A 16,829-nucleotide genomic window follows, 5' to 3' on the forward strand; every position below is an offset into this window, starting at 1 on the left:
CGTTCATTTCGCGCCAGTGTGCGGATCGGCCGGCTTGAAAATAGTGCCTACATTGCAAGGCTGAGCCGAGCCGAGTGGCCTCAGGGCAGCGCGGATTCGATCATGTCGGCAGATTCGGTCACGGCAACGTGCTGGAGATCATGGGTGAAGGGCATTTCCTCCACGCGCCAGTCCGGCTGGGCGCGCAACCGTTCGGCCACGGGGGCGAACGTATCGTTCTTGTAGCCGGTGGCGATCACATAGGTCTTTTGCGGGATGCGGTCGCGGGCACCGGTCAGCTCCGCCTTTTGCGAGAAACAGTAGACGGACTGCGCCGTGCGCCGATCCTCGTAAGACGCGCGGGACGCAGGATCCATATGCGCATTGAAGCCCTGCAGCAGCAGCCGGGGCGGCGGCACGAGATAATCCCCCTCCTCGGGCGGGAGGTGCGGCTCGCCGGGCACCAGATCGTTCAGCGACTGGCCGTTCTCCGGCATGAAAGCGTCCATATAGAGGATCGACTGGATCACCCCCTCGGGGATCAGTTCGGTCGCCTGCGAGATCGGCATGCCGCCATAGGAGTGGCCGACCAGCAGCACATTCTCCAGTTCCTCATAGCGGATGACATTGGCGATATCCTGCGCATGCATCGCCAGATTGACGTCGGGGCTGCTGAGGTGGGCGCGCTCACCCAGCCCGGTCAGCGTGGGCGTGAACACATAATGGCCACGATCGCGCAGCAGATCGGCCACCTTGCGCCAGCGCCACCCGCCAACCCATGCGCCATGCACGATCACGATCGTTCCACGCTTGTCCGCCATCATTCTCTCCCTCGATATGTGTCAGCTTGGCCGGCGTCGCCTCACGCAAGAGGCATGCCGTTGATTTTCCCAGCGAGTGCCGCTGTGCCGGGCGCGAAAATAGTGGCGACAATAGGCAGATGCGGTGGGCGGTTCAGAGTGGCGCGCCATCGGCCCGCATCTCAAGGATGCGCCGGCGATAGGGCTTCACCCCTGCCCAATAGGTGATCGCCGCCAGCGGGAAAGAAATCGCCGCAGAGGTGGCGATGGCATATCGCAACAGCGCCTCGTCCCCCCACACATATTGGGTGAGGAAGGCGAAGTAGGTCGGCCCGAGCCCGCCGCCCACCGCCGTCATGGTGAACAGATAGAGCGCGGTGATCTGCCCCCGAATCTCGTTGGGCGTAACCACCTGCAAGGCCGAGTTGAGTGATGGCGCCGCCATCAGCATCAGGGCCGTGCCAATGCCGCCCATTCCGAGCGCCAGCCAGGGACTGGGCATGAGTGGCGCGGCGATCATGAAGGGCGCCGATGCAGTAAAGCCGATGGCCAGCACCCGCATGTTCGCATCGGCATGGCCGCGATTGCGGAAATGATCGTTGAGCCAGACCGCGCCGAACAGGGCCGGAACCGCCAGGGCGAGGCTGAGCAGCCCGGTGTAGAGGCCCGTGCTGGCCGGCGCCCATCCGTAGGTTCGCGCATAAAAGGCCGCGCTCCAGGCCGCCGTGCCGAACATGTGCATGGCCGTGAAGCAAAGGCCCAGGAACATCGGCCCGTAGAGCCGCCAATGGGCAAGCAGATAGCGCAAGGTCTCGCGCAGGCCGACCTTGCGCGGTTGCATCCCCACGACCGCAGCCGCGCTGAACCCGCGGCGCTTGGGCTCAATGATCGTGGCGACCAGCAGCAGGATCGGGATGCCCATGAGGCCGGTCACCACCCACACGACCTGCCACTCGCGCACGGCGCCGAGCAGGGGCAGGTGAATGGGGGGCATCCCGGAGAGCAGGTGGATCATCACCGCGCCAAGCAGCAGCGAGAGCGCCGTGCCACCCTGAAAGCCGACATTGTAGATCGCGATGGCGCGGGGGAGCTTTTCCGGCGGAAAATAGTCGGCCATCAGCGAATAGGAGAGCGGGCCGCTGATCGATTCACCGGCGCCGATGCCAAAGCGTGCCGCGAAGAACTGCCAGAAATTCTGGGCAAGGCCGCACGCCGCGCTGGCGAGGCTCCACAGGAAAACGGATACCGCGAGCAGATGCTTGCGATTATGCCGGTCCACCAGTCGAGCGGCGGGAATGCCGATCAGCACGTAGAAGAGACTGACCGAGAAGCCGAGCAGATAGCTCATCTCCATATCGGTCAATTGCAGGTCGCGCTTGATGGGCTCCACCAGCAGCGTCATGACGCCGTTATTGAGCTGGGCGCACATCTGCACGGCGGCCAGCACCCAAGCGACATGATAGGCCTGACGCGCGGCGGGCCAGGCTTCGTCCGAATAATGGGGGCGATAAACGGGGCTGGCGGCGCGATCCGGATCAGGCTGCGCGGCGGCGATGTCAGTCAAATTGTCTCTCCACGCAGCATGTCATCAATCGGTATAGGGGCCGGGCACGGTTCCCGGCTTCATCGCGCCGGTCCAATGCTCCGCAAGGCGCCCCTTCTCGATGCGGAACATGTTGAACTGGGTTGTCGTGTAGCTGGCCCCTGCCCGGCTCGGATGCGGATGCTCATGGCCGGTGACGACGATCACGAGATCGCCCTGCGCGACCATGGCGACCAGTGTGGCCTGCATGGCCTGCGCAAGCGGTACCGCAGTGCGACCCTTGGCTGCGGCGATGATCGCGGGCGCGCCGTGCGTGGCGCGTGGATCATGTTCGATGAAGTCGCCGGCCAGATATTTCTTAGCGGCGGCCGCGCCACCCGCATCGACCAGATGGCGCCAGGCATCGAACACGAGCCGCTTGTTGGCTGCCAGTGCGGGATCGTCCGATTGGAGCCGCGCTTGTTGGGCCGGCCCAGTCGCGCCCGTCACCGGCTGCGGACCACCCTCCTCCGGCGAAGGCAGATCTGGTCCGGGCGGGGCTTCGACCGAGTGCCAATGCTCGGCCAGACGATCCCCTTCCACCCGGAACAGGTTGAAGTGCGTGCTGGTATAGCGCCCGGCCCCCTCCGGCTCGCGCAGCTCTTCCTGCAAGGCCATCACCACCAGATCGCCCTCTGCAACCATGGTAACGAGCGGCGGGGAGACCAGCGCCGGGATGTCGCGCCGTGGGACGGCCGAGAAAATCTGCTTGAAGGCCGCGCGCCCGCTCGGCAGCACAGGGCTATGCTGGATATAGTCTTCTGTCAGCAAATCGTCGGCCAGCTCGACATGGCCGGCATTGACGATGCTGCGCCACATGTCGAACGCCAGGCGTTTGTTCCGGGCCAGGCGCGGGTCCTTGTCCTCCAGCAGAGACAGTGGCGCAGGGTGACCCATGACCGGCACGACGCTTCCCTCCCTCGCGGCAGCCACGGGCGGTGCGAGCGATGGTGACCCGTCGCCCGAGGAGGCCGTGCATGCCGCAAGCAGCATGCATGCCGCCACCCCGCCCAGCGAACCCCGCGTCAAAAGCGTTTGCCGACCTGGATCTGCATCACACGGCCCAGCGCACTGCCATAAGTCGGGTCGAAGCGGATCGCGCTGCCGGCAAGGCCCGCCTGATTGACGACCAGCGGCGGGTCCTTATCGAAGACGTTCTGCATGCTGAGGACGATGCTGAAATTGTCCGTCAGCCATGAGCCGCCCCGATCCCCGGTGTCGAAGCCGATGGTCAGGTCGAAGGTCGTATAGGAGCCAATCTTGGCATAGGACGGGTCGACGCCGACCGGCAGTTGTGCCTGATCGATCTCATAGGAATTGCGGAAGTTGATGAAGGTGCTGGCGAACAGATCGCCCATGCCGATATCGCGCCGCCAACCAAGCTGGCCGCGCGCCTGGAAGGTGAGCGGAAAGCCGAGCTGGTTCACTTCCTGCACGAGGTCAGCGCCGGGCAAAGGGGACACCTTCCAGCTCATCGTGTAGGAGGCAACCGCACCGAGGTTGAACCGGCCCATGCTGCTATCGAAGGCATAATCGATGTTGAAGTCGATGCCCCGGCCGACCGTCTTGCCTGCGTTGATCCGGCGCCCGCTCACCAGCGCGAACACATTGCCCGGAGCCGTCGGCGGACCGAACAGACCGCCCCGCTCCCCGCCGGTGTTGTAGCAGCTGATCATCGCATCGTAGAGCGCCTGCGTGGTCACATTCTTCCCGAAGGCTGCGGCGCAGGACGGGTTTGCCTGATTGATCGTCGGGAAATCGCCAAAGAAGGCAGTCGGGTTGTTCGCGGCCAGTGTCGGGAAATAGGCCGGGTTGTAGATGATCTGCGAGTTGTAGATCTGCTGGTTGATCGCCGGCACGCTGCCGACGTTGAAGGCCGGCGTGGTGATCTGGCCCTCATAGCTCAGCCACCAATATTTGGCGGACATGGTGAGGCCCGGCAGCGACGGTGGTGTCCAGTCGACGCCGATGGCATAGGTCTCGGAGGTCTCGGGTGCGAGATCGCGATTGGCGCCGCCGATCGACTGATAGATCGCGCCCATCGGCACGCCCTGACACGCCGCGCAGATCGCCGGCGAGAGCTGGTTGCCCGCCGTCACCAGCGGGATGACGCCTGTCTGCGAGAAGGGATCATTATCGGCAAGGCCCGGCGCCCGGAAGGACGTGCCCCAGCTGCCGAAGATCTTGAGGCCGCGCGTCGGCCAGAAGTTGAAGCCCAGACGCGGATTGGTCGTGGTGCCGGCGTCGCTATAATCATCGTAGCGAATCGAGCCATTGAGCTCGAGCTTGTAGATGAGGCCGCTTTCCGCATCCGGGCTCACGACCGGCACGAACAATTCGCCGAACACCGAAGAGACGCTGCGGGGATTGAAGTTGTTGCCGCCGAAATTATTCTCGTTGAGCAGCGAGCCTTCATAGCGTTCGACGCCCACGGCTAGCTTCACCTGCCCGGCCGGCAGGGAGAAGAGCGGGCCGTCGGCAGTCGCCGAATAGACCTGCATGTCATATTTGGTGCGGTTGATGAGCGAAGTGCCGCGCGCATTGATGGAATCTGCCGTCGCCTGATCGGTGCACGGGAAGGCGGTGGGGTCGCAGAAGAAGTTGAACGTCGCGAAGACCGGCGCCGGTGCGCCGCCCGTCTGTGTGGTGGTCGACGGCGCATCATGCGTGCCGGCGAAGGCCGACAGGGTTACCGACCAGTCATAGGGCAGCTTGATGTCGACACCGCCGCCATAGGTCCAGGTTTCGGTTTTGCCGAAGCGGCGTGGCGACCCGATGTCGTAGACGGTGCTGTAGGCCACAGAGAGCGCGCCCGTCGCGCAGGCGGCGAGAAGGTTGGCGGGACCGGTGACGACGCCGCCCGCATAATGGCTGGGGTTGCACGGGCTGAACGGATTGCTGTTGGGAATGCGCGGCAACTGGCCAAGATTGGTGACGCGGTTGCTGGTCGACGAGTTGGGACCGTTAATGGTGAAGTCGCGCCGTACATAGAGCGCGTCCGCGAACACACGGAGCCAATCGGTAACATTCTGCTCGAAGTTCATCGCAAAGCGGTCTGCCTCAACCTGCGGAATAACCTCGATGCCACTCCAGGTATTGAAATAGTTGGGCGTGGATTTGAGATCTGCGAGAGTCAGCTTCGACCCGTCCTGACCCGCCGGGATGCCGTAATAGATGCCGTTGATGACGACATTGCCCGGCGCCGAGTAAAGCGATGAGGGCGCCCCGCCATAAGGCGAGAGATCGTCATTATAGAGATCCGGGCGTGCCGAGGCCGCGAAGGCGGTCTGATAGGAGTGCTGGTAGGAGAGGATAATGCCGCCCTCACCCACGCTGCCCTCGCCCCAGCGCACCCCGCCGATGCCGGTCACATACCAGCCATCCTGACCGTCATTCTTGCGATAGCCGCCGTGGACTTCAAGCGTGTCCTCCGGCCGTCGCAGGATATAGTTGACCGTCCCCGCGATCGCGTCCGCGCCGTAGAGGGCCGAGCCGCCGTCCTGCACCACGTCGATCCGCTGGATCATCTGCGCGGGGTAATTATCCCCGTCGAACGAGTTCATGTTGCCGCCTTCATACGGCACGCGGTGCCCGTTCACGAGGCTGAGCGTTGCGCCCACGCCCAGACCGCGCACGTTGGGCGATTTGTTGAAGTTGAAGGAGTTGATCGTGTTCGCCTGCTGCGCCTGTCCACCGGCATAATTGTCGCCGCCGCCCAGCCGCAGGATGGAGGGCACCGTGCCGAGAATGTCGGCGGTGCTGGAGAGGCCTGTGGCCCTAATCTCCTCCCTGCCCAACTGAACGAGCGCCGTGCCGACCGGTGCTTCGCCGCCGATGCGGGTGCCGGTGACGATGATTGCGCGTTCATTATCGCCATTGCTGTCCTGCGCTCCGACATCGGCGCTTGCCGAGCCGGCTTGCGCGCTGGCCGGCTGGGCCAGCCCCAGCATCGAGGCGCTGCTGAGCAGCAGAAGCGCGCATTGCGCGCGCGACGTGAATGAAAGACGATGGCCTGCAGTCATGTTCACCCTCCCGGCCTTGCGGCTGTTTCGGGATGCACGATCCGGTACTGCGCCGCATTGCTCGCGTGTCGCAGACGAGGTCCGGTCGATGACATCCTCTCTTGTCCACCTGCCTTTGGGCTAAGCACGCGGGACGAAAATAGTGCTGTGAATTGGTTGCGGTCCCAAAGCATCATGAAAGCAGCCTGGCGACTGGCATGAAGTGGCCGCTGCAAAAGAACACACTATTTTGAGGGCCAGCGCTGATGTCAGATCGAGGAAGAATGGCTTCGCGCGCAGGCAGCACCTGCACGCGCCGGGCTGAGAAAAGAGTGGGATGAGGAATGAGCGGAGCGATGAAGATCAACCAACTGCACCCCCGGTTCGTGGGCGAGATCACCGATCTGGACACCTCCGGCCCCCTCTCGCCCGAGACCGTCGAGTTCTTCGAGGCGGCGATGGCGCAATATGCCGTCTGCGTGATCCGCAATGCCAGCCTGTCGGACGAGGATCATATCGCCTTCGCCCGGTCTTTCGGCCCGCTGGAACTCGCGCCGCCGGGGCGCAACCGGATCGCGCCGGGGCTTTACGACATCAGCAATCTCACTGCCGACGGCGAGATCATCCAGCCCAAGCCGGATGGCGCCCAGCCGGCCGATTTCGAGCTGTTCCACACCGACAGCCCGTTCAATTCCTGGCCCACGAAATGGTCGATGTTGCTGGCCTATGTGACGCCGCCGGAGGGTGCCGATACGGAGTTCATCGACACCCGTGCCGTCTATGACGATCTGCCGGAGGACATGAAGGCAAAGGTCGCCGACCTCAAGGTCGACCACGACCTCTTCCGCGCGCTGCAGCTGAACGGCGTCAAGTTCGAGGACGAGGAGATGCGCAAAAATTATCCGCGCATGGCTCATCCGCTGGTTCGCACCTCGGCCAGCGGGCGTAAGGCGCTGTACATGGGCTGGCACGGCGTGGGCATCGAAGGGTGGCCGGAAGGCGAGGCCCGCACCTTCCTGGACGAGCTCTACCGCTTCGCCACGCAGGAGCGCTATGTCTACGCGCATAAGTGGCGGCCGGGCGACATGGTCGTGTGGGACAATCGCTGCACGATGCACAGCGCGACGTCATTCGAGCGCTATCGCTACAAGCGTGACATGCGCCGCGCTACGATCAACGAATATGGTCCGGAGGTCTCGGCGATCGAGGCCAACAGGCGCGCGCCGGATTGATCGCCCGCCCGCACGGCCGCTCAGCCCTGCGGGGGTTGGAACCCGGCGTAAGCCTTGGCGACCCGCTCCCGGATCGCGCAGCCTTGGGCATGGTCGTTGATCAGCCCCATAGCCTGCATGAAGGCATGGACCGTGGTCGGGCCAACGAACTTCCAGCCGCGCTTCTTGAGGTCCTTCGACATGGCGATGGACGCAGGCGACGTTGAGGCGAGATGCGGAACCTCGTCTCGGGGTTCGAAGCTCCAGACATAGGCTGCGAAGGAGCCGCTTTCGCGCACGAGATCCTGCACGCGCTGCGCGTTGTTGATGACCGCCTCGATCTTGCCGCGGTGACGCACGATGCCGGCATCCTGCAGCAGGCGCTCGACGTCGCTTTCATCGAACGCCGCGACGCGATGAAAATCGAAGCCGTGAAACGCGGCCCGAAAATTCTCGCGCTTGGTCAGGATCGTGCGCCAGCTTAGCCCCGACTGGAAGCCTTCAAGGCTCAGCTTCTCGAACAGCCGCCGATCGTCGGACACGGGATAGCCCCATTCATCGTCATGATAGGCGATGTAATCCTCCGACGCTGCGCACCAGCCGCAACGGGCCACGCCATCGGATGCCGCAAAAAGCCCCGCCATGTTCCTTCCCCATCATCCGAGCGGACAGCGCGGCGCCAAGGCACCGGCAAGCTGTGATCTAGCCTGCCGCCGTCCCTGACGCCAGCGCCGGCTCGAGGCTTCTCCCTTATCTGTCGGCAGCGATGTTGGTGCGCCAATGTTCGTAGAGAGCCGGGATATCGCCGCTGGTCAGGATGGGCATGGCGCGTTGCAAGTCGTCATCGCTCCAGTCCCACCAGCACAGCTCAAGCAGGCGGGCGACGTCCGCTGCGGCGAAGCGTTGCCGGATCAGCTTGGCGGGGTTGCCGCCGACGATGGCATAGGGGGCGACATCCTTGGTCACCAGGCTGCGCGTGCCGATGATCGCGCCATGCCCGATGGTGATGCCGGGCAGGATCACCGCTTCCGACCCGATCCACACGTCATGACCGATGACCGTATCGCCTGCCGGCCGATAGCCATTGTCCGCACCGGCAAATGCCGGCACGTCCGGCATCCAGAAGAAGGGGAAGGTGCTGATCCAGTCGCTGCGATGGCCCTGATTGCCCGCCATGATGAAGGACGCGCCTGATCCGATAGAGCAGAACGAGCCGATGATGAGCTTGTCCGCGCCGTCATCGGGCAACAGGTAGCGGGCGCAATCGCGGAAACCATGGCCATGATAATAGCCGGAATAATAGCTGTAGCGTCCCGCGCGGATGTTCGGGTGCGCAACAAGACGATCGAGCGTGATGCCCTTGAAGGGGCTTTCAAATATATTGTGCATGGTTGGTCTGGCCTGAAGATTTGATCGCCAGTTTCGAGGGCCTGAGACGGCCGCTGGCGCAAGACAACGTGCGCGGGCAATCACTGGATCGCCCGCCTTCAGCTTTTCACGTCAATGGCGCGGAAGCACGATGCAGATGGTACACGGTGCGATCTTCATCCCGCGATGATGGCGCAAATGCTTCAGAATGCCAAGTGGGCGATCTATCCGCCCTCCCGCAACAGACTATTGCTGCTCGGGATAATCCTCTGGCTTGACCGAGCCGACCATGGGGCGGTCTTCTACCTTTTCCTGAGACTGACCACCGCCGGTGCGATTGTCATTCTCGACAGCGTCCGGCCGGGCGTCGCCCATGGGGCCATGGGGCATCTCGGTTGGATTGCCCTTCTCGCCCTTGTCCTTGGGAGAATTGGCCTCCGCTTCGCGATCCTTATCCATGGGCCTTCTCCTTCCCAGCGGTCTTTGGCTCCTTGCCAAAAGCCTCACGCAGCTCATCCTTGGCTTTCTCGAGGATCTGACGTTGGTCCTTGCCGAGATTGCCGCCGGCGCGGTTGATGTAAAAGGTGAGCATGCTCATCGCGGACTGAAGCGCGGTGCCCTTGCGTCGCTTGCTATGCTCCGCCGAGCGCTTGAGCGAGGCTGCGATCTTCGCCGGATCGTCCCGTTTGAAGACGCCCTCATCCAGATCGAGCGCGTCCGAATGTTCGGTCACATCCTGAGACCATTTCTTGTCGGCCATGGCTCAGTCCTTCCCGCTGCCGGGCTCGGCCAGCTTGCGGTGTTGCTCGGCGAGAATGGCCTGCGGGACGACGCCCGCGGCGGCGACCTGCAGCTTGTTGGAGAGGCCTGAGACGATATGCCCCTTGCCATCCAGCAGCGCCTTCCAGCCATCGCGCGCGACTTTGGCGGGATCGGCCTTGTCCTGCTGGCCGACCTGCGTATCCAGCAGACCGGCACGCTCGAAGAACTCGGTGTCCGTGGGGCCGGGCATCAATGTGGTGAGGGTAACGCCCTCGGCCTCCTTAATCTCGTTGCGCAGCGCTTCGGTGAAATTGTCTATGAACGCCTTGGTCGCGTTGTACACGGCATTGAAGGTGCCCGGGATGTAGCCGGCGATGGAGCCGGTGACGAGAATCTTGCCGTCATTGCGCGCGACCATGTCGGCCAGCACCTTCTGCAGAAGATAGACGGTGCCGGTGACATTGGTGTCGACAGACCGTCGCCACATGGCGACATCCTGCTCCAGAAAGGGTCCGCCCGTGCCGACCCCGGCATTGGCGCAAAGCACGTCGATCCTCCGGCCTTCCGCTGCGGCCAGAAGCCGGTCCACCCCTTCCAGCGTTGAGAGATCGGCCTCCAGCGATCGCACGTCGCCGCCATGGCGCCTGAAGTCCTGCGCGGCCGCGTCGATCAGCGGCTCGTCAGCGACGACGAGCAGGTCATAGCCATCCTGCGCGATGAGATGGGCGAGTTCGAAACCGATGCCGGTAGACGCGCCCGTGACGATTGCGAATTTCTCGCCCATCCCATGCCTCCTTATGCGCCCGGCATCTTTGCCAGCATGTCGATATGCTTCTGGACGACCGGAGCGATCTCGCCCGCAGCAGCCTTGAGCGCCGGCGTGTCGCCGTTGGCGGCGTAACCCTGATGGAGCGCAAGCGCCGCTGCATGGGCTTCGCGTTGGGCCGTCAGATAAGCCGTGGTGGCGGCAGTGCCCTCTGCAGCCTTGATGGCATCCAGCTTGGCTTGCTGGTTGGCGTCGAGCGCCGGCGGCGTGACGGTCAGGCCAGCCTTCTCAGCCGCTGCCTTGAGCTTGGCGGTGGATTGCCCGTGCGCATCGACCATCATGTTTGCGAAATCGGCAACCGGTTTGTCCGGATTCTTCGCGAGGATGGCGCGGGACGATTCGATTTCGAACAGGTCGCCGGCGCCTGCCTTGGCCAGATAGCCCGTCGCGTCGGTGGGCGTGGCGGACATCTCGCCCGGCGGCGGCGTGCCCACGGACATGTTCGTGGCATTGCCCGTCATGGCCATGTCGTTGTTGGTCATGGCTGTATCATTCGCCGGTGCGCCGCCCTGGCTGCACCCAGCCAATACACAGGCCGCCAACGGTATCGCAAAATAGAGTTTCATCATCCGTCTCCTTGCATGAGTCATGCGGCGACCCGGTCGAGCCCCGGTTTCAGCACCACCTTGGTCACTTCGTTCTGGTGATCGTGGAACATCTTGTAGCCCTGCGGGGCTTCGCTCAGCGGCATGCGGTGGCTGATGAGGAAGGTGGTATCGATCTTCCCCTCCATGATCGCATTCAACAGGCCCGGCAGATAATGCTGCACATGGGTCTGACCGGTTTTGAGCGTCAGCCCCTTCTCCATGAAGGCGCCGAGCGGAAACTTGTCGACGAAGCCGCCATAGACCGCCGGCATCGACACGCGGCCACCCTTGCGGCAGGCAATGATCGCCTGGCGGATCGAATGGGTGCGGTCGGTGCCTGTAAAGGTGGAGACCTTGATCTGGTCCCAGACATTGTCGGCGAAAAGACCGTGCGCCTCCAGGCCGACCGCGTCGATACAGGCGTCGGGGCCAATGCCGCCGGTCATCTCCATCAGCACCTCGTAGGTCTTGCTCTCCTCGAAGTTGATGGTTTCTGCGCCAAACTTTGCCGCCAGCTCAAGGCGGCGGGGGAAATGATCGATGGCGATCACCCGCTCCGCGCCCATCAGGAAGGCTGCCTGCACGCAGAATAGTCCGACCGGCCCGCATCCCCAGACAGCGACCGTATCGCCGGGCTCGATCTGCGCGAACTCGGCGGCCTGCCAGCCTGTCGGCAGAATGTCGGACAGGAACAGCACCTTGTCGTCGTCGATCCCGTCGGGAATGACGATCGGGCCAACGTCGCTGAACGGCACGCGAACATATTCCGCCTGCCCGCCGGCATAGCCGCCCGTCATGTGGCTATAGCCGAACAGCGCGCTCATTGGCTGACCGTAGAGCGTCTGGGCGATTTCCTGATTGTCGGCCGGGTTGGAATTGTCGCAAGCGGAATATTGGTGCTTGCCGCAATGGTAGCAACTCCCGCAGGCGATGGTGAACGGCACCACCACCCGCTGCCCTTTTTGGAGCGTCGAGCCGGGGCCGGTCTCGACCACCTCACCCATGAACTCATGGCCAAGAATGTCGCCGGACTTCATCGTGGGAATGTAGCCATCGTAAAGGTGCAGGTCCGAGCCGCAGATCGCGGTGGATGTGACCTTGATGATCGCATCGCGCGGATTGATGATTTCGGGATCGTCCACGGTGTCCACGCGGACATCATGCTTGCCGTGCCAGGTGAGCGCGCGCATCAGGCCGTCTCCTCTTCCAGTTGCTTGTGCGTCCACGCCGACGTGGCGATCTCGCCGGTTTCCATGAGTTGCTTGAAGCGCCGCAGGTCGCGCCGGGCCTGAATGGCCGGCTCGCGCTGAAACATCTTGGCGATGACCTTGCCGATGAACCCTGCGGGCGGATCGTAGAGGATCGTCGCCGTGACCACGGTGCCGCGCGCGCCTGCATCGCGAAAATCGATGCGACCGCTGTTCGGCACGTCGGCACCCTCGGTCGAGGCCCATGCGATGAACGCGTCGGGCTGCTCTTCGGTGATCACTGCATCCCACTCGACGGTCCGGCCGCCGGGCGCCTTCACCACCCAATGGCTGGTCACATCATCGATCATGTCGACCCGCACGACATTGTCCATGAAGGTCGGCAGCCGGGTGAAGTCGCGCCAATAAGCGTATAGCTCCGCACGGGGGCGATTGATCGTCACGGAGCGGCCGACCAGACTGTCGCCTTTGGGTTCGACCAGGGTCGCCGCGGCCTCATCGACCGCGTGGCGATCTTTGGAGGTCGTCAGCGGTGCGTCGTCGCGCGCATCGGGCATTCTACTTCTCCTATCGCGGGTTGGCTCAGTGAGCGTATGATCAGTCAACGCGTCTCAGCTGGGACCGTTGCCCACATATCGGACGAACTCCTCAGAATAGCGGCGGGTGATCATCGCCTGCTCGCTGGACGAGACGTCCTCCATCAGCTTGGGGAACCAGGTTCCCTCCTCGGAATAGATGTGATGGGCGACTGCGCCGCGGATATGCTCGAGCTTGTCGAGATAATCCTGGCTCATCGGGTCCAGCCGTTCCAGCAGACCCATCTCCATCTTGGCGGCGGATTGTTCCTGATAGGCAAGCTCGGCATGGCCGACCTGCTTGTCCGCGGCCAGCGCGGGATAGATCGCCGCTTCCTCCGCGATGGAATGGCCCGTGAGGAGCAGCGCCAACCGCTCCTGCGCATCGCGACGCGTCTCGGCCGTGGTGGCGGCCTTCACGGCTGCGAACAGAGCCTCGATCTGCCGATGATGATCGAGAATATGCGCAAGCCAGCTGCCGCGCGTCGCAAGCTCCTCGGCCTTGGCCCGGGCCTCGGCCCGCGCCTCCTCGCTTTCGGGCGGGGTGACAGCGGCGATGACCTTATCGATAATGGACATGATTAATCTCCGTTTCGAAGGAACTCAGGCAACGGCATCGAGATCGACGAGCGGCTCGCGTGCCCAGAACCGCAGCGGCGCCAGCGCCGCGACGAATGCCGTCGCATCGGATTTGCTCTTGAGGGCGAAGCAGCCTTCATCGAGGTCGGGCATCAGACCGGCCTTGGTCAGCAGCGGCTCTGCTTCCTTGCTCAGGCCCATGAACTTGCAGTGGGCAAAAGCGTCCGTCACGAAGTCCTTCGCCGTGGCATCGAGCGCGAGCAACTGCCCGCCCTCGGCCGAGGCGACGACCGCGACGGCATCGAACAGGACCGAAGGCCCGCCATCCACCTTGTAGTGGGCGCCAAGGATCTTACCGTCCGACAAGGTGACCCCGCCGATCTTGGGGGCAATGAACTCGATCATCGCACCGGCTTCATCGACCGCATTGATGATCGCCTGGACGAGCGTCGCGTCGGCGCCGTCCGTCACCAGCAGGCCCAGCTTTCGGCCGGCAAAGCTCTGCGGCCCGCGCTTGATGATGCTCAACGCGTCGGATGGGGCCAGGTCGGTCCGCGGCTGGACCGCTGCGGTCGCCGCCTGCGGCATGGCAAGCCCCAGCCCGTCTGCGACGGTTGCCGCGAGGTCCGCATCGATGTTCAGCAGATGCGAAACCATCCGTGAGCGGATGTCCGGGCGCTCAACGCGCGAGAGCTCAAACACCAGCGCATCGCCGATATGCTTTTGCTCGATCAAAGTCTGGCTCGCATAGAACTGCGTGGCCTGGCTATAATGATCGGCAAAACTTTCCGGGCGGATGCGCAGCTTGTCGCCGTCGGCCGCCTCCGCATAGCTCTTGAACCCGCGCTGCGGATCCTCACGCGGACCGCCGATTTCCGCGCCCCAGCTATTGGGCTCATAATTGGCGCGACCAACGGGATTGCGCATCGCCATATGCCCATCCTGCTGGAAATGCGCGAACGGGCAGCGCGGGGCGTTGATCGGCAAATGCGTGAAATTGGGCGAGCCGAGGCGCTTGAGCTGCGTATCCAGATAGGAGAAATTGCGCCCCTGCAGCAGCGGATCGTTGCTGAAGTCGATGCCCGGCACGACATTCTGGGTGCAGAAGGCGACCTGCTCGGTCTCGGCGAAGAAGTTATCGACCAGGCGATCGAGCACCAGACGACCCACGACACGGATCGGCACCAGTTCCTCGGGAATGATCTTGGTGGCATCGAGCACATCGAAATCGAAGCTGTCGGCGAATTCCTGATCGAAAAGCTGGAGGCCCAGTTCCCATTCAGGAAAATCGCCGGCTTCAATGGCGGCCCAGAGGTCCCGCCGGTGGAAGTCGGGGTCGGCGCCGTTGATCTTGACCGCCTCGTTCCAGGCCACCGACTGAAGGCCCAGCTTGGGCTTCCAGTGGAACTTGACGAATGTCGACTTTCCTTCTGCATCGACCAGCCGGAAGGTATGGACGCCAAACCCTTCCATGAAGCGGAAGGAGCGCGGGATCGTCCGGTCGGACATGATCCACATGACCATGTGCATCGATTCCGGCGTCAGGCTGATGAAGTCCCAGAAATTGTCATGCGCCGTCTGGGCCTGCGGAAAGGCGCGATCCGGCTCGGGCTTGGCGGCATGGATCAGGTCGGGAAACTTCATCGCGTCCTGGATGAAGAAGACCGGGATATTATTGCCAACGAGGTCCCAATTGCCCTCCTTGGTGTAGAGCTTCACCGCAAAGCCGCGCACGTCGCGCGCGAGATCGAATGAGCCCTTGGACCCCGCCACGGTCGAGAAGCGCACAAAGGCCTCGGTCCGCTCGCCTACCCGCTGGAAGAGATCGGCACGGGTAATGTCGGACAGGCTGTCGGTGAGCTCGAAAAAGCCATGGGCGCCATAACCGCGCGCATGAACCACGCGCTCGGGGATACGCTCATGATCAAAGTGGAACATCTTCTCGCGAAAATGGAAGTCTTCCAGCAGCGCGGGGCCGCGCGCGCCCTGCTTGAGGCTGTTCTGGTCATCGGAAACGGGAACGCCCTGCGCGGTCGTCAGCGTCGCGACATCACCGCCAGCGGTCTGCCGCGTCTCGCCACCCTCGCCCATCGGTCCTTCAAAAACAGGCATGTCCTCAAAGGCGGCATCTGCAGAAGAGCTGTTTGCCGATGACCGCTGCTGATCGGATTTCATCGGCGCACGGCCTTTCGCCGCACGCGTTGCCTGTTTCGCCATCGCGGTTCCTTGTCATTGCTGGGATGTGAACGAGTTCGTCTCGTGCTTCACCAACACGCCGTCCGGATGACAGTTGCCTGTTAAGGCTAAGAATTAACATTGATCATAGTGAAAGCCGATCGGGGCTGGATCGCCAGCGCGGCTTATCCGTTAGCCACTCGATGTTGATGGATCGCCTCCTTGCAAACCGCCGCGGCGTTGCCCTGACGCCGGAAGAACGAGCCGCGCTCGAAGACACGATTCTCGAGGTTCGCACCTTTGAGCCCCGCACGACGATTGTCGAAGCGGGTCAGATTGTGGATGTCAGCAGCTTCCTGGTCGAAGGGATCATGTCGCGCTACATCGATGATCGCAAAGGCTTGCGGCAACTCGTCGCCATCCATGTGCCGGGCGAATTCGTCGATCTCCATGCCTATCCCATGCGAGAGCTGGACCATGCCATCGGCACGCTCACGACCGCGAGCATCGCCATCGTGCCGCACAAAGCCTTGAGGGAAGTACTCGACCCCCGGCCCGATCTGGCGCGCAAGTTGTGGTTCTCGACGCTCATCGATGCTGCCCTTCATCGTGCCTGGTTGTTCCGGGTGGGCCGGCTCGACGCGGTCGGGCGTGTCGCCCATTTCCTGTGCGAGATGAATGCCCGCCTGTATGCGGTGGGATTATCGGACGGACATCGCTTCGTGCTGACCCTGACGCAGGGCGACATTGCCGAGATTTGCGGCCTGACCACCGTTCACACCAATCGGGTGCTCCGCCAATTAAGAGAAGCCGGACTGTGCGAGAGGCACGCTTCGCTGGTCCAGATCAACGATTATGCCGGTCTGGCCCGCCGGGGCAATTTTTCATCAGATTATCTGTATCTCGCCCCCTGCGCAGATATCCAGCAAGGAGGACCAGCATGACTGTCCACTCCCCAATCGAGCCTTATGCCGAACCCGGCGTCGCCACGGCCGAGGAGGATCATGTCATCCTCGAGGGTCCGGGCGGGATCGCCGTCACCATGACGGCGGATGCAGCCCTCGCCACGGGCGAGAGCCTGATCGAAGCCGGCGAGGAAGCGCAAAGGCATCAGAAGACCAAATAACTGCGCGATCTCAGATGCCACGCAAGTTTGGACTGGGCGGTCACGGGACG

17 protein-coding genes are annotated in these 16,829 nt (G+C 63.1%); 3 read left to right on the forward strand and 14 right to left on the reverse strand.

Annotated features, from left to right (window positions below; translation table 11 throughout):
- Nucleotides 1-80: 80 nt before the first annotated feature.
- The 4 genes from M2333_RS05700 to M2333_RS05715 all read right to left on the reverse strand — a co-directional run bounded on the left by M2333_RS05700 (nt 81) and on the right by M2333_RS05715 (nt 6,383).
- The gene (locus M2333_RS05700; protein WP_264611125.1) at nt 81-800 is read right to left on the reverse strand and encodes an alpha/beta hydrolase; all 720 of its coding nucleotides are present in this window, start codon (nt 798-800) and stop codon (nt 81-83) included.
- A 133-nt stretch (nt 801-933) separates the two neighbouring features.
- Nucleotides 934-2,343 carry an MFS transporter gene (locus M2333_RS05705; protein ID WP_264611126.1) on the reverse strand — a complete coding sequence of 470 codons (1,410 nt, stop codon included), beginning with the start codon at nt 2,341-2,343 and terminating at the stop codon, nt 934-936.
- A gap of 24 nt (nt 2,344-2,367) precedes the next feature.
- Nucleotides 2,368-3,294, reverse strand: a complete 927-nt coding sequence (locus tag M2333_RS05710) for a nuclear transport factor 2 family protein (RefSeq protein WP_264611127.1) — start codon at nt 3,292-3,294, stop codon at nt 2,368-2,370.
- A 92-nt stretch (nt 3,295-3,386) separates the two neighbouring features.
- Complete coding sequence (locus M2333_RS05715) at nt 3,387-6,383, reverse strand: TonB-dependent receptor plug domain-containing protein (protein ID WP_264611128.1); 2,997 nt, start codon at nt 6,381-6,383, stop codon at nt 3,387-3,389.
- A 335-nt stretch (nt 6,384-6,718) separates the two neighbouring features.
- On the opposite strand from M2333_RS05715, the gene M2333_RS05720 reads away from it, so the two are divergent.
- Nucleotides 6,719-7,594, forward strand: a complete 876-nt coding sequence (locus M2333_RS05720; RefSeq protein ID WP_264611129.1) for a TauD/TfdA dioxygenase family protein — start codon at nt 6,719-6,721, stop codon at nt 7,592-7,594.
- A gap of 20 nt (nt 7,595-7,614) precedes the next feature.
- Here the strand turns inward: M2333_RS05720 and M2333_RS05725 are convergent, their stop codons facing one another.
- From M2333_RS05725 to M2333_RS05770, 10 genes are all read right to left on the reverse strand, one after another.
- A complete protein-coding gene (locus M2333_RS05725) occupies nt 7,615-8,217 on the reverse strand; it encodes a DNA-3-methyladenine glycosylase I (RefSeq protein WP_319801297.1) in 603 nt (200 codons plus the stop codon).
- A gap of 106 nt (nt 8,218-8,323) precedes the next feature.
- Complete coding sequence (catB, locus tag M2333_RS05730) at nt 8,324-8,962, reverse strand: type B chloramphenicol O-acetyltransferase (protein ID WP_264611130.1); 639 nt, start codon at nt 8,960-8,962, stop codon at nt 8,324-8,326.
- Between the two features lie 225 nt (nt 8,963-9,187).
- The gene (locus M2333_RS05735) at nt 9,188-9,400 is read right to left on the reverse strand and encodes a hypothetical protein (protein ID WP_264611131.1); all 213 of its coding nucleotides are present in this window, start codon (nt 9,398-9,400) and stop codon (nt 9,188-9,190) included.
- Complete coding sequence (locus tag M2333_RS05740) at nt 9,393-9,701, reverse strand: DUF3175 domain-containing protein (RefSeq protein ID WP_264611132.1); 309 nt, start codon at nt 9,699-9,701, stop codon at nt 9,393-9,395. The genes M2333_RS05735 and M2333_RS05740 overlap by 8 nt, the downstream gene beginning before the upstream one ends.
- Nucleotides 9,702-9,704: 3 nt before the next feature.
- Nucleotides 9,705-10,487 carry an SDR family NAD(P)-dependent oxidoreductase gene (locus tag M2333_RS05745; protein WP_264587146.1) on the reverse strand — a complete coding sequence of 261 codons (783 nt, stop codon included), beginning with the start codon at nt 10,485-10,487 and terminating at the stop codon, nt 9,705-9,707.
- Nucleotides 10,488-10,498: 11 nt separating this feature from the next.
- Nucleotides 10,499-11,011: a DUF4142 domain-containing protein gene (locus tag M2333_RS05750; RefSeq protein ID WP_264611133.1), complete on the reverse strand. Its 513-nt coding sequence runs from the start codon at nt 11,009-11,011 to the stop codon at nt 10,499-10,501.
- A gap of 104 nt (nt 11,012-11,115) precedes the next feature.
- Entirely contained in the window at nt 11,116-12,306 is a 1,191-nt protein-coding gene (locus M2333_RS05755) for a zinc-dependent alcohol dehydrogenase (protein WP_264611134.1), read from the reverse strand.
- The gene (locus M2333_RS05760; RefSeq protein ID WP_264572740.1) at nt 12,306-12,881 is read right to left on the reverse strand and encodes an SRPBCC family protein; all 576 of its coding nucleotides are present in this window, start codon (nt 12,879-12,881) and stop codon (nt 12,306-12,308) included. Before M2333_RS05760 ends, M2333_RS05755 begins: the two co-directional genes overlap by 1 nt.
- A gap of 54 nt (nt 12,882-12,935) precedes the next feature.
- Nucleotides 12,936-13,478, reverse strand: coding sequence for a hemerythrin domain-containing protein (locus M2333_RS05765; protein WP_264575866.1), 543 nt, complete (start codon nt 13,476-13,478; stop codon nt 12,936-12,938).
- Nucleotides 13,479-13,502: 24 nt separating this feature from the next.
- Nucleotides 13,503-15,590 (reverse strand): catalase, encoded by a 2,088-nt coding sequence (locus tag M2333_RS05770; protein ID WP_319801320.1) that lies wholly within the window; start codon nt 15,588-15,590, stop codon nt 13,503-13,505.
- Between the two features lie 266 nt (nt 15,591-15,856).
- On the opposite strand from M2333_RS05770, the gene M2333_RS05775 reads away from it, so the two are divergent.
- Together M2333_RS05775 and M2333_RS05780 are read left to right on the forward strand one after the other, a co-directional pair.
- On the forward strand, nt 15,857-16,597 hold the full coding sequence (locus M2333_RS05775; RefSeq protein WP_264578810.1) for a Crp/Fnr family transcriptional regulator: 741 nt from the start codon (nt 15,857-15,859) through the stop codon (nt 16,595-16,597).
- Complete coding sequence (locus M2333_RS05780) at nt 16,594-16,779, forward strand: hypothetical protein (RefSeq protein WP_264611135.1); 186 nt, start codon at nt 16,594-16,596, stop codon at nt 16,777-16,779. Before M2333_RS05775 ends, M2333_RS05780 begins: the two co-directional genes overlap by 4 nt.
- The last annotated feature ends 50 nt before the right edge of the window (nt 16,780-16,829 follow it).

Origin of the sequence: Sphingobium sp. B11D3B (assembly GCF_025961735.1) — a bacterium.
In the GTDB taxonomy this organism is placed as follows: Bacteria; Pseudomonadota; Alphaproteobacteria; order Sphingomonadales; family Sphingomonadaceae; genus Sphingobium.

Coding starts and splice junctions, on each gene's coding strand:
- M2333_RS05740 (WP_264611132.1), bottom strand. CDS start 9,701: ATGGCCGACAAGAAATGGTCTCAGGATGTGACCGAACATTCGGACGCG.
- M2333_RS05765 (WP_264575866.1), bottom strand. CDS start 13,478: ATGTCCATTATCGATAAGGTCATCGCCGCTGTCACCCCGCCCGAAAGC.
- M2333_RS05770 (WP_319801320.1), bottom strand. CDS start 15,590: ATGCCTGTTTTTGAAGGACCGATGGGCGAGGGTGGCGAGACGCGGCAG.
- M2333_RS05735 (WP_264611131.1), bottom strand. CDS start 9,400: ATGGATAAGGATCGCGAAGCGGAGGCCAATTCTCCCAAGGACAAGGGC.
- catB (WP_264611130.1), bottom strand. CDS start 8,962: ATGCACAATATATTTGAAAGCCCCTTCAAGGGCATCACGCTCGATCGT.
- M2333_RS05745 (WP_264587146.1), bottom strand. CDS start 10,487: ATGGGCGAGAAATTCGCAATCGTCACGGGCGCGTCTACCGGCATCGGT.
- M2333_RS05720 (WP_264611129.1), top strand. CDS start 6,719: ATGAAGATCAACCAACTGCACCCCCGGTTCGTGGGCGAGATCACCGAT.
- M2333_RS05760 (WP_264572740.1), bottom strand. CDS start 12,881: ATGCCCGATGCGCGCGACGACGCACCGCTGACGACCTCCAAAGATCGC.
- M2333_RS05725 (WP_319801297.1), bottom strand. CDS start 8,217: ATGGCGGGGCTTTTTGCGGCATCCGATGGCGTGGCCCGTTGCGGCTGG.
- M2333_RS05775 (WP_264578810.1), top strand. CDS start 15,857: ATGTTGATGGATCGCCTCCTTGCAAACCGCCGCGGCGTTGCCCTGACG.
- M2333_RS05715 (WP_264611128.1), bottom strand. CDS start 6,383: ATGACTGCAGGCCATCGTCTTTCATTCACGTCGCGCGCGCAATGCGCG.
- M2333_RS05780 (WP_264611135.1), top strand. CDS start 16,594: ATGACTGTCCACTCCCCAATCGAGCCTTATGCCGAACCCGGCGTCGCC.
- M2333_RS05750 (WP_264611133.1), bottom strand. CDS start 11,011: ATGACCAACAACGACATGGCCATGACGGGCAATGCCACGAACATGTCC.
- M2333_RS05755 (WP_264611134.1), bottom strand. CDS start 12,306: ATGCGCGCGCTCACCTGGCACGGCAAGCATGATGTCCGCGTGGACACC.
- M2333_RS05700 (WP_264611125.1), bottom strand. CDS start 800: ATGGCGGACAAGCGTGGAACGATCGTGATCGTGCATGGCGCATGGGTT.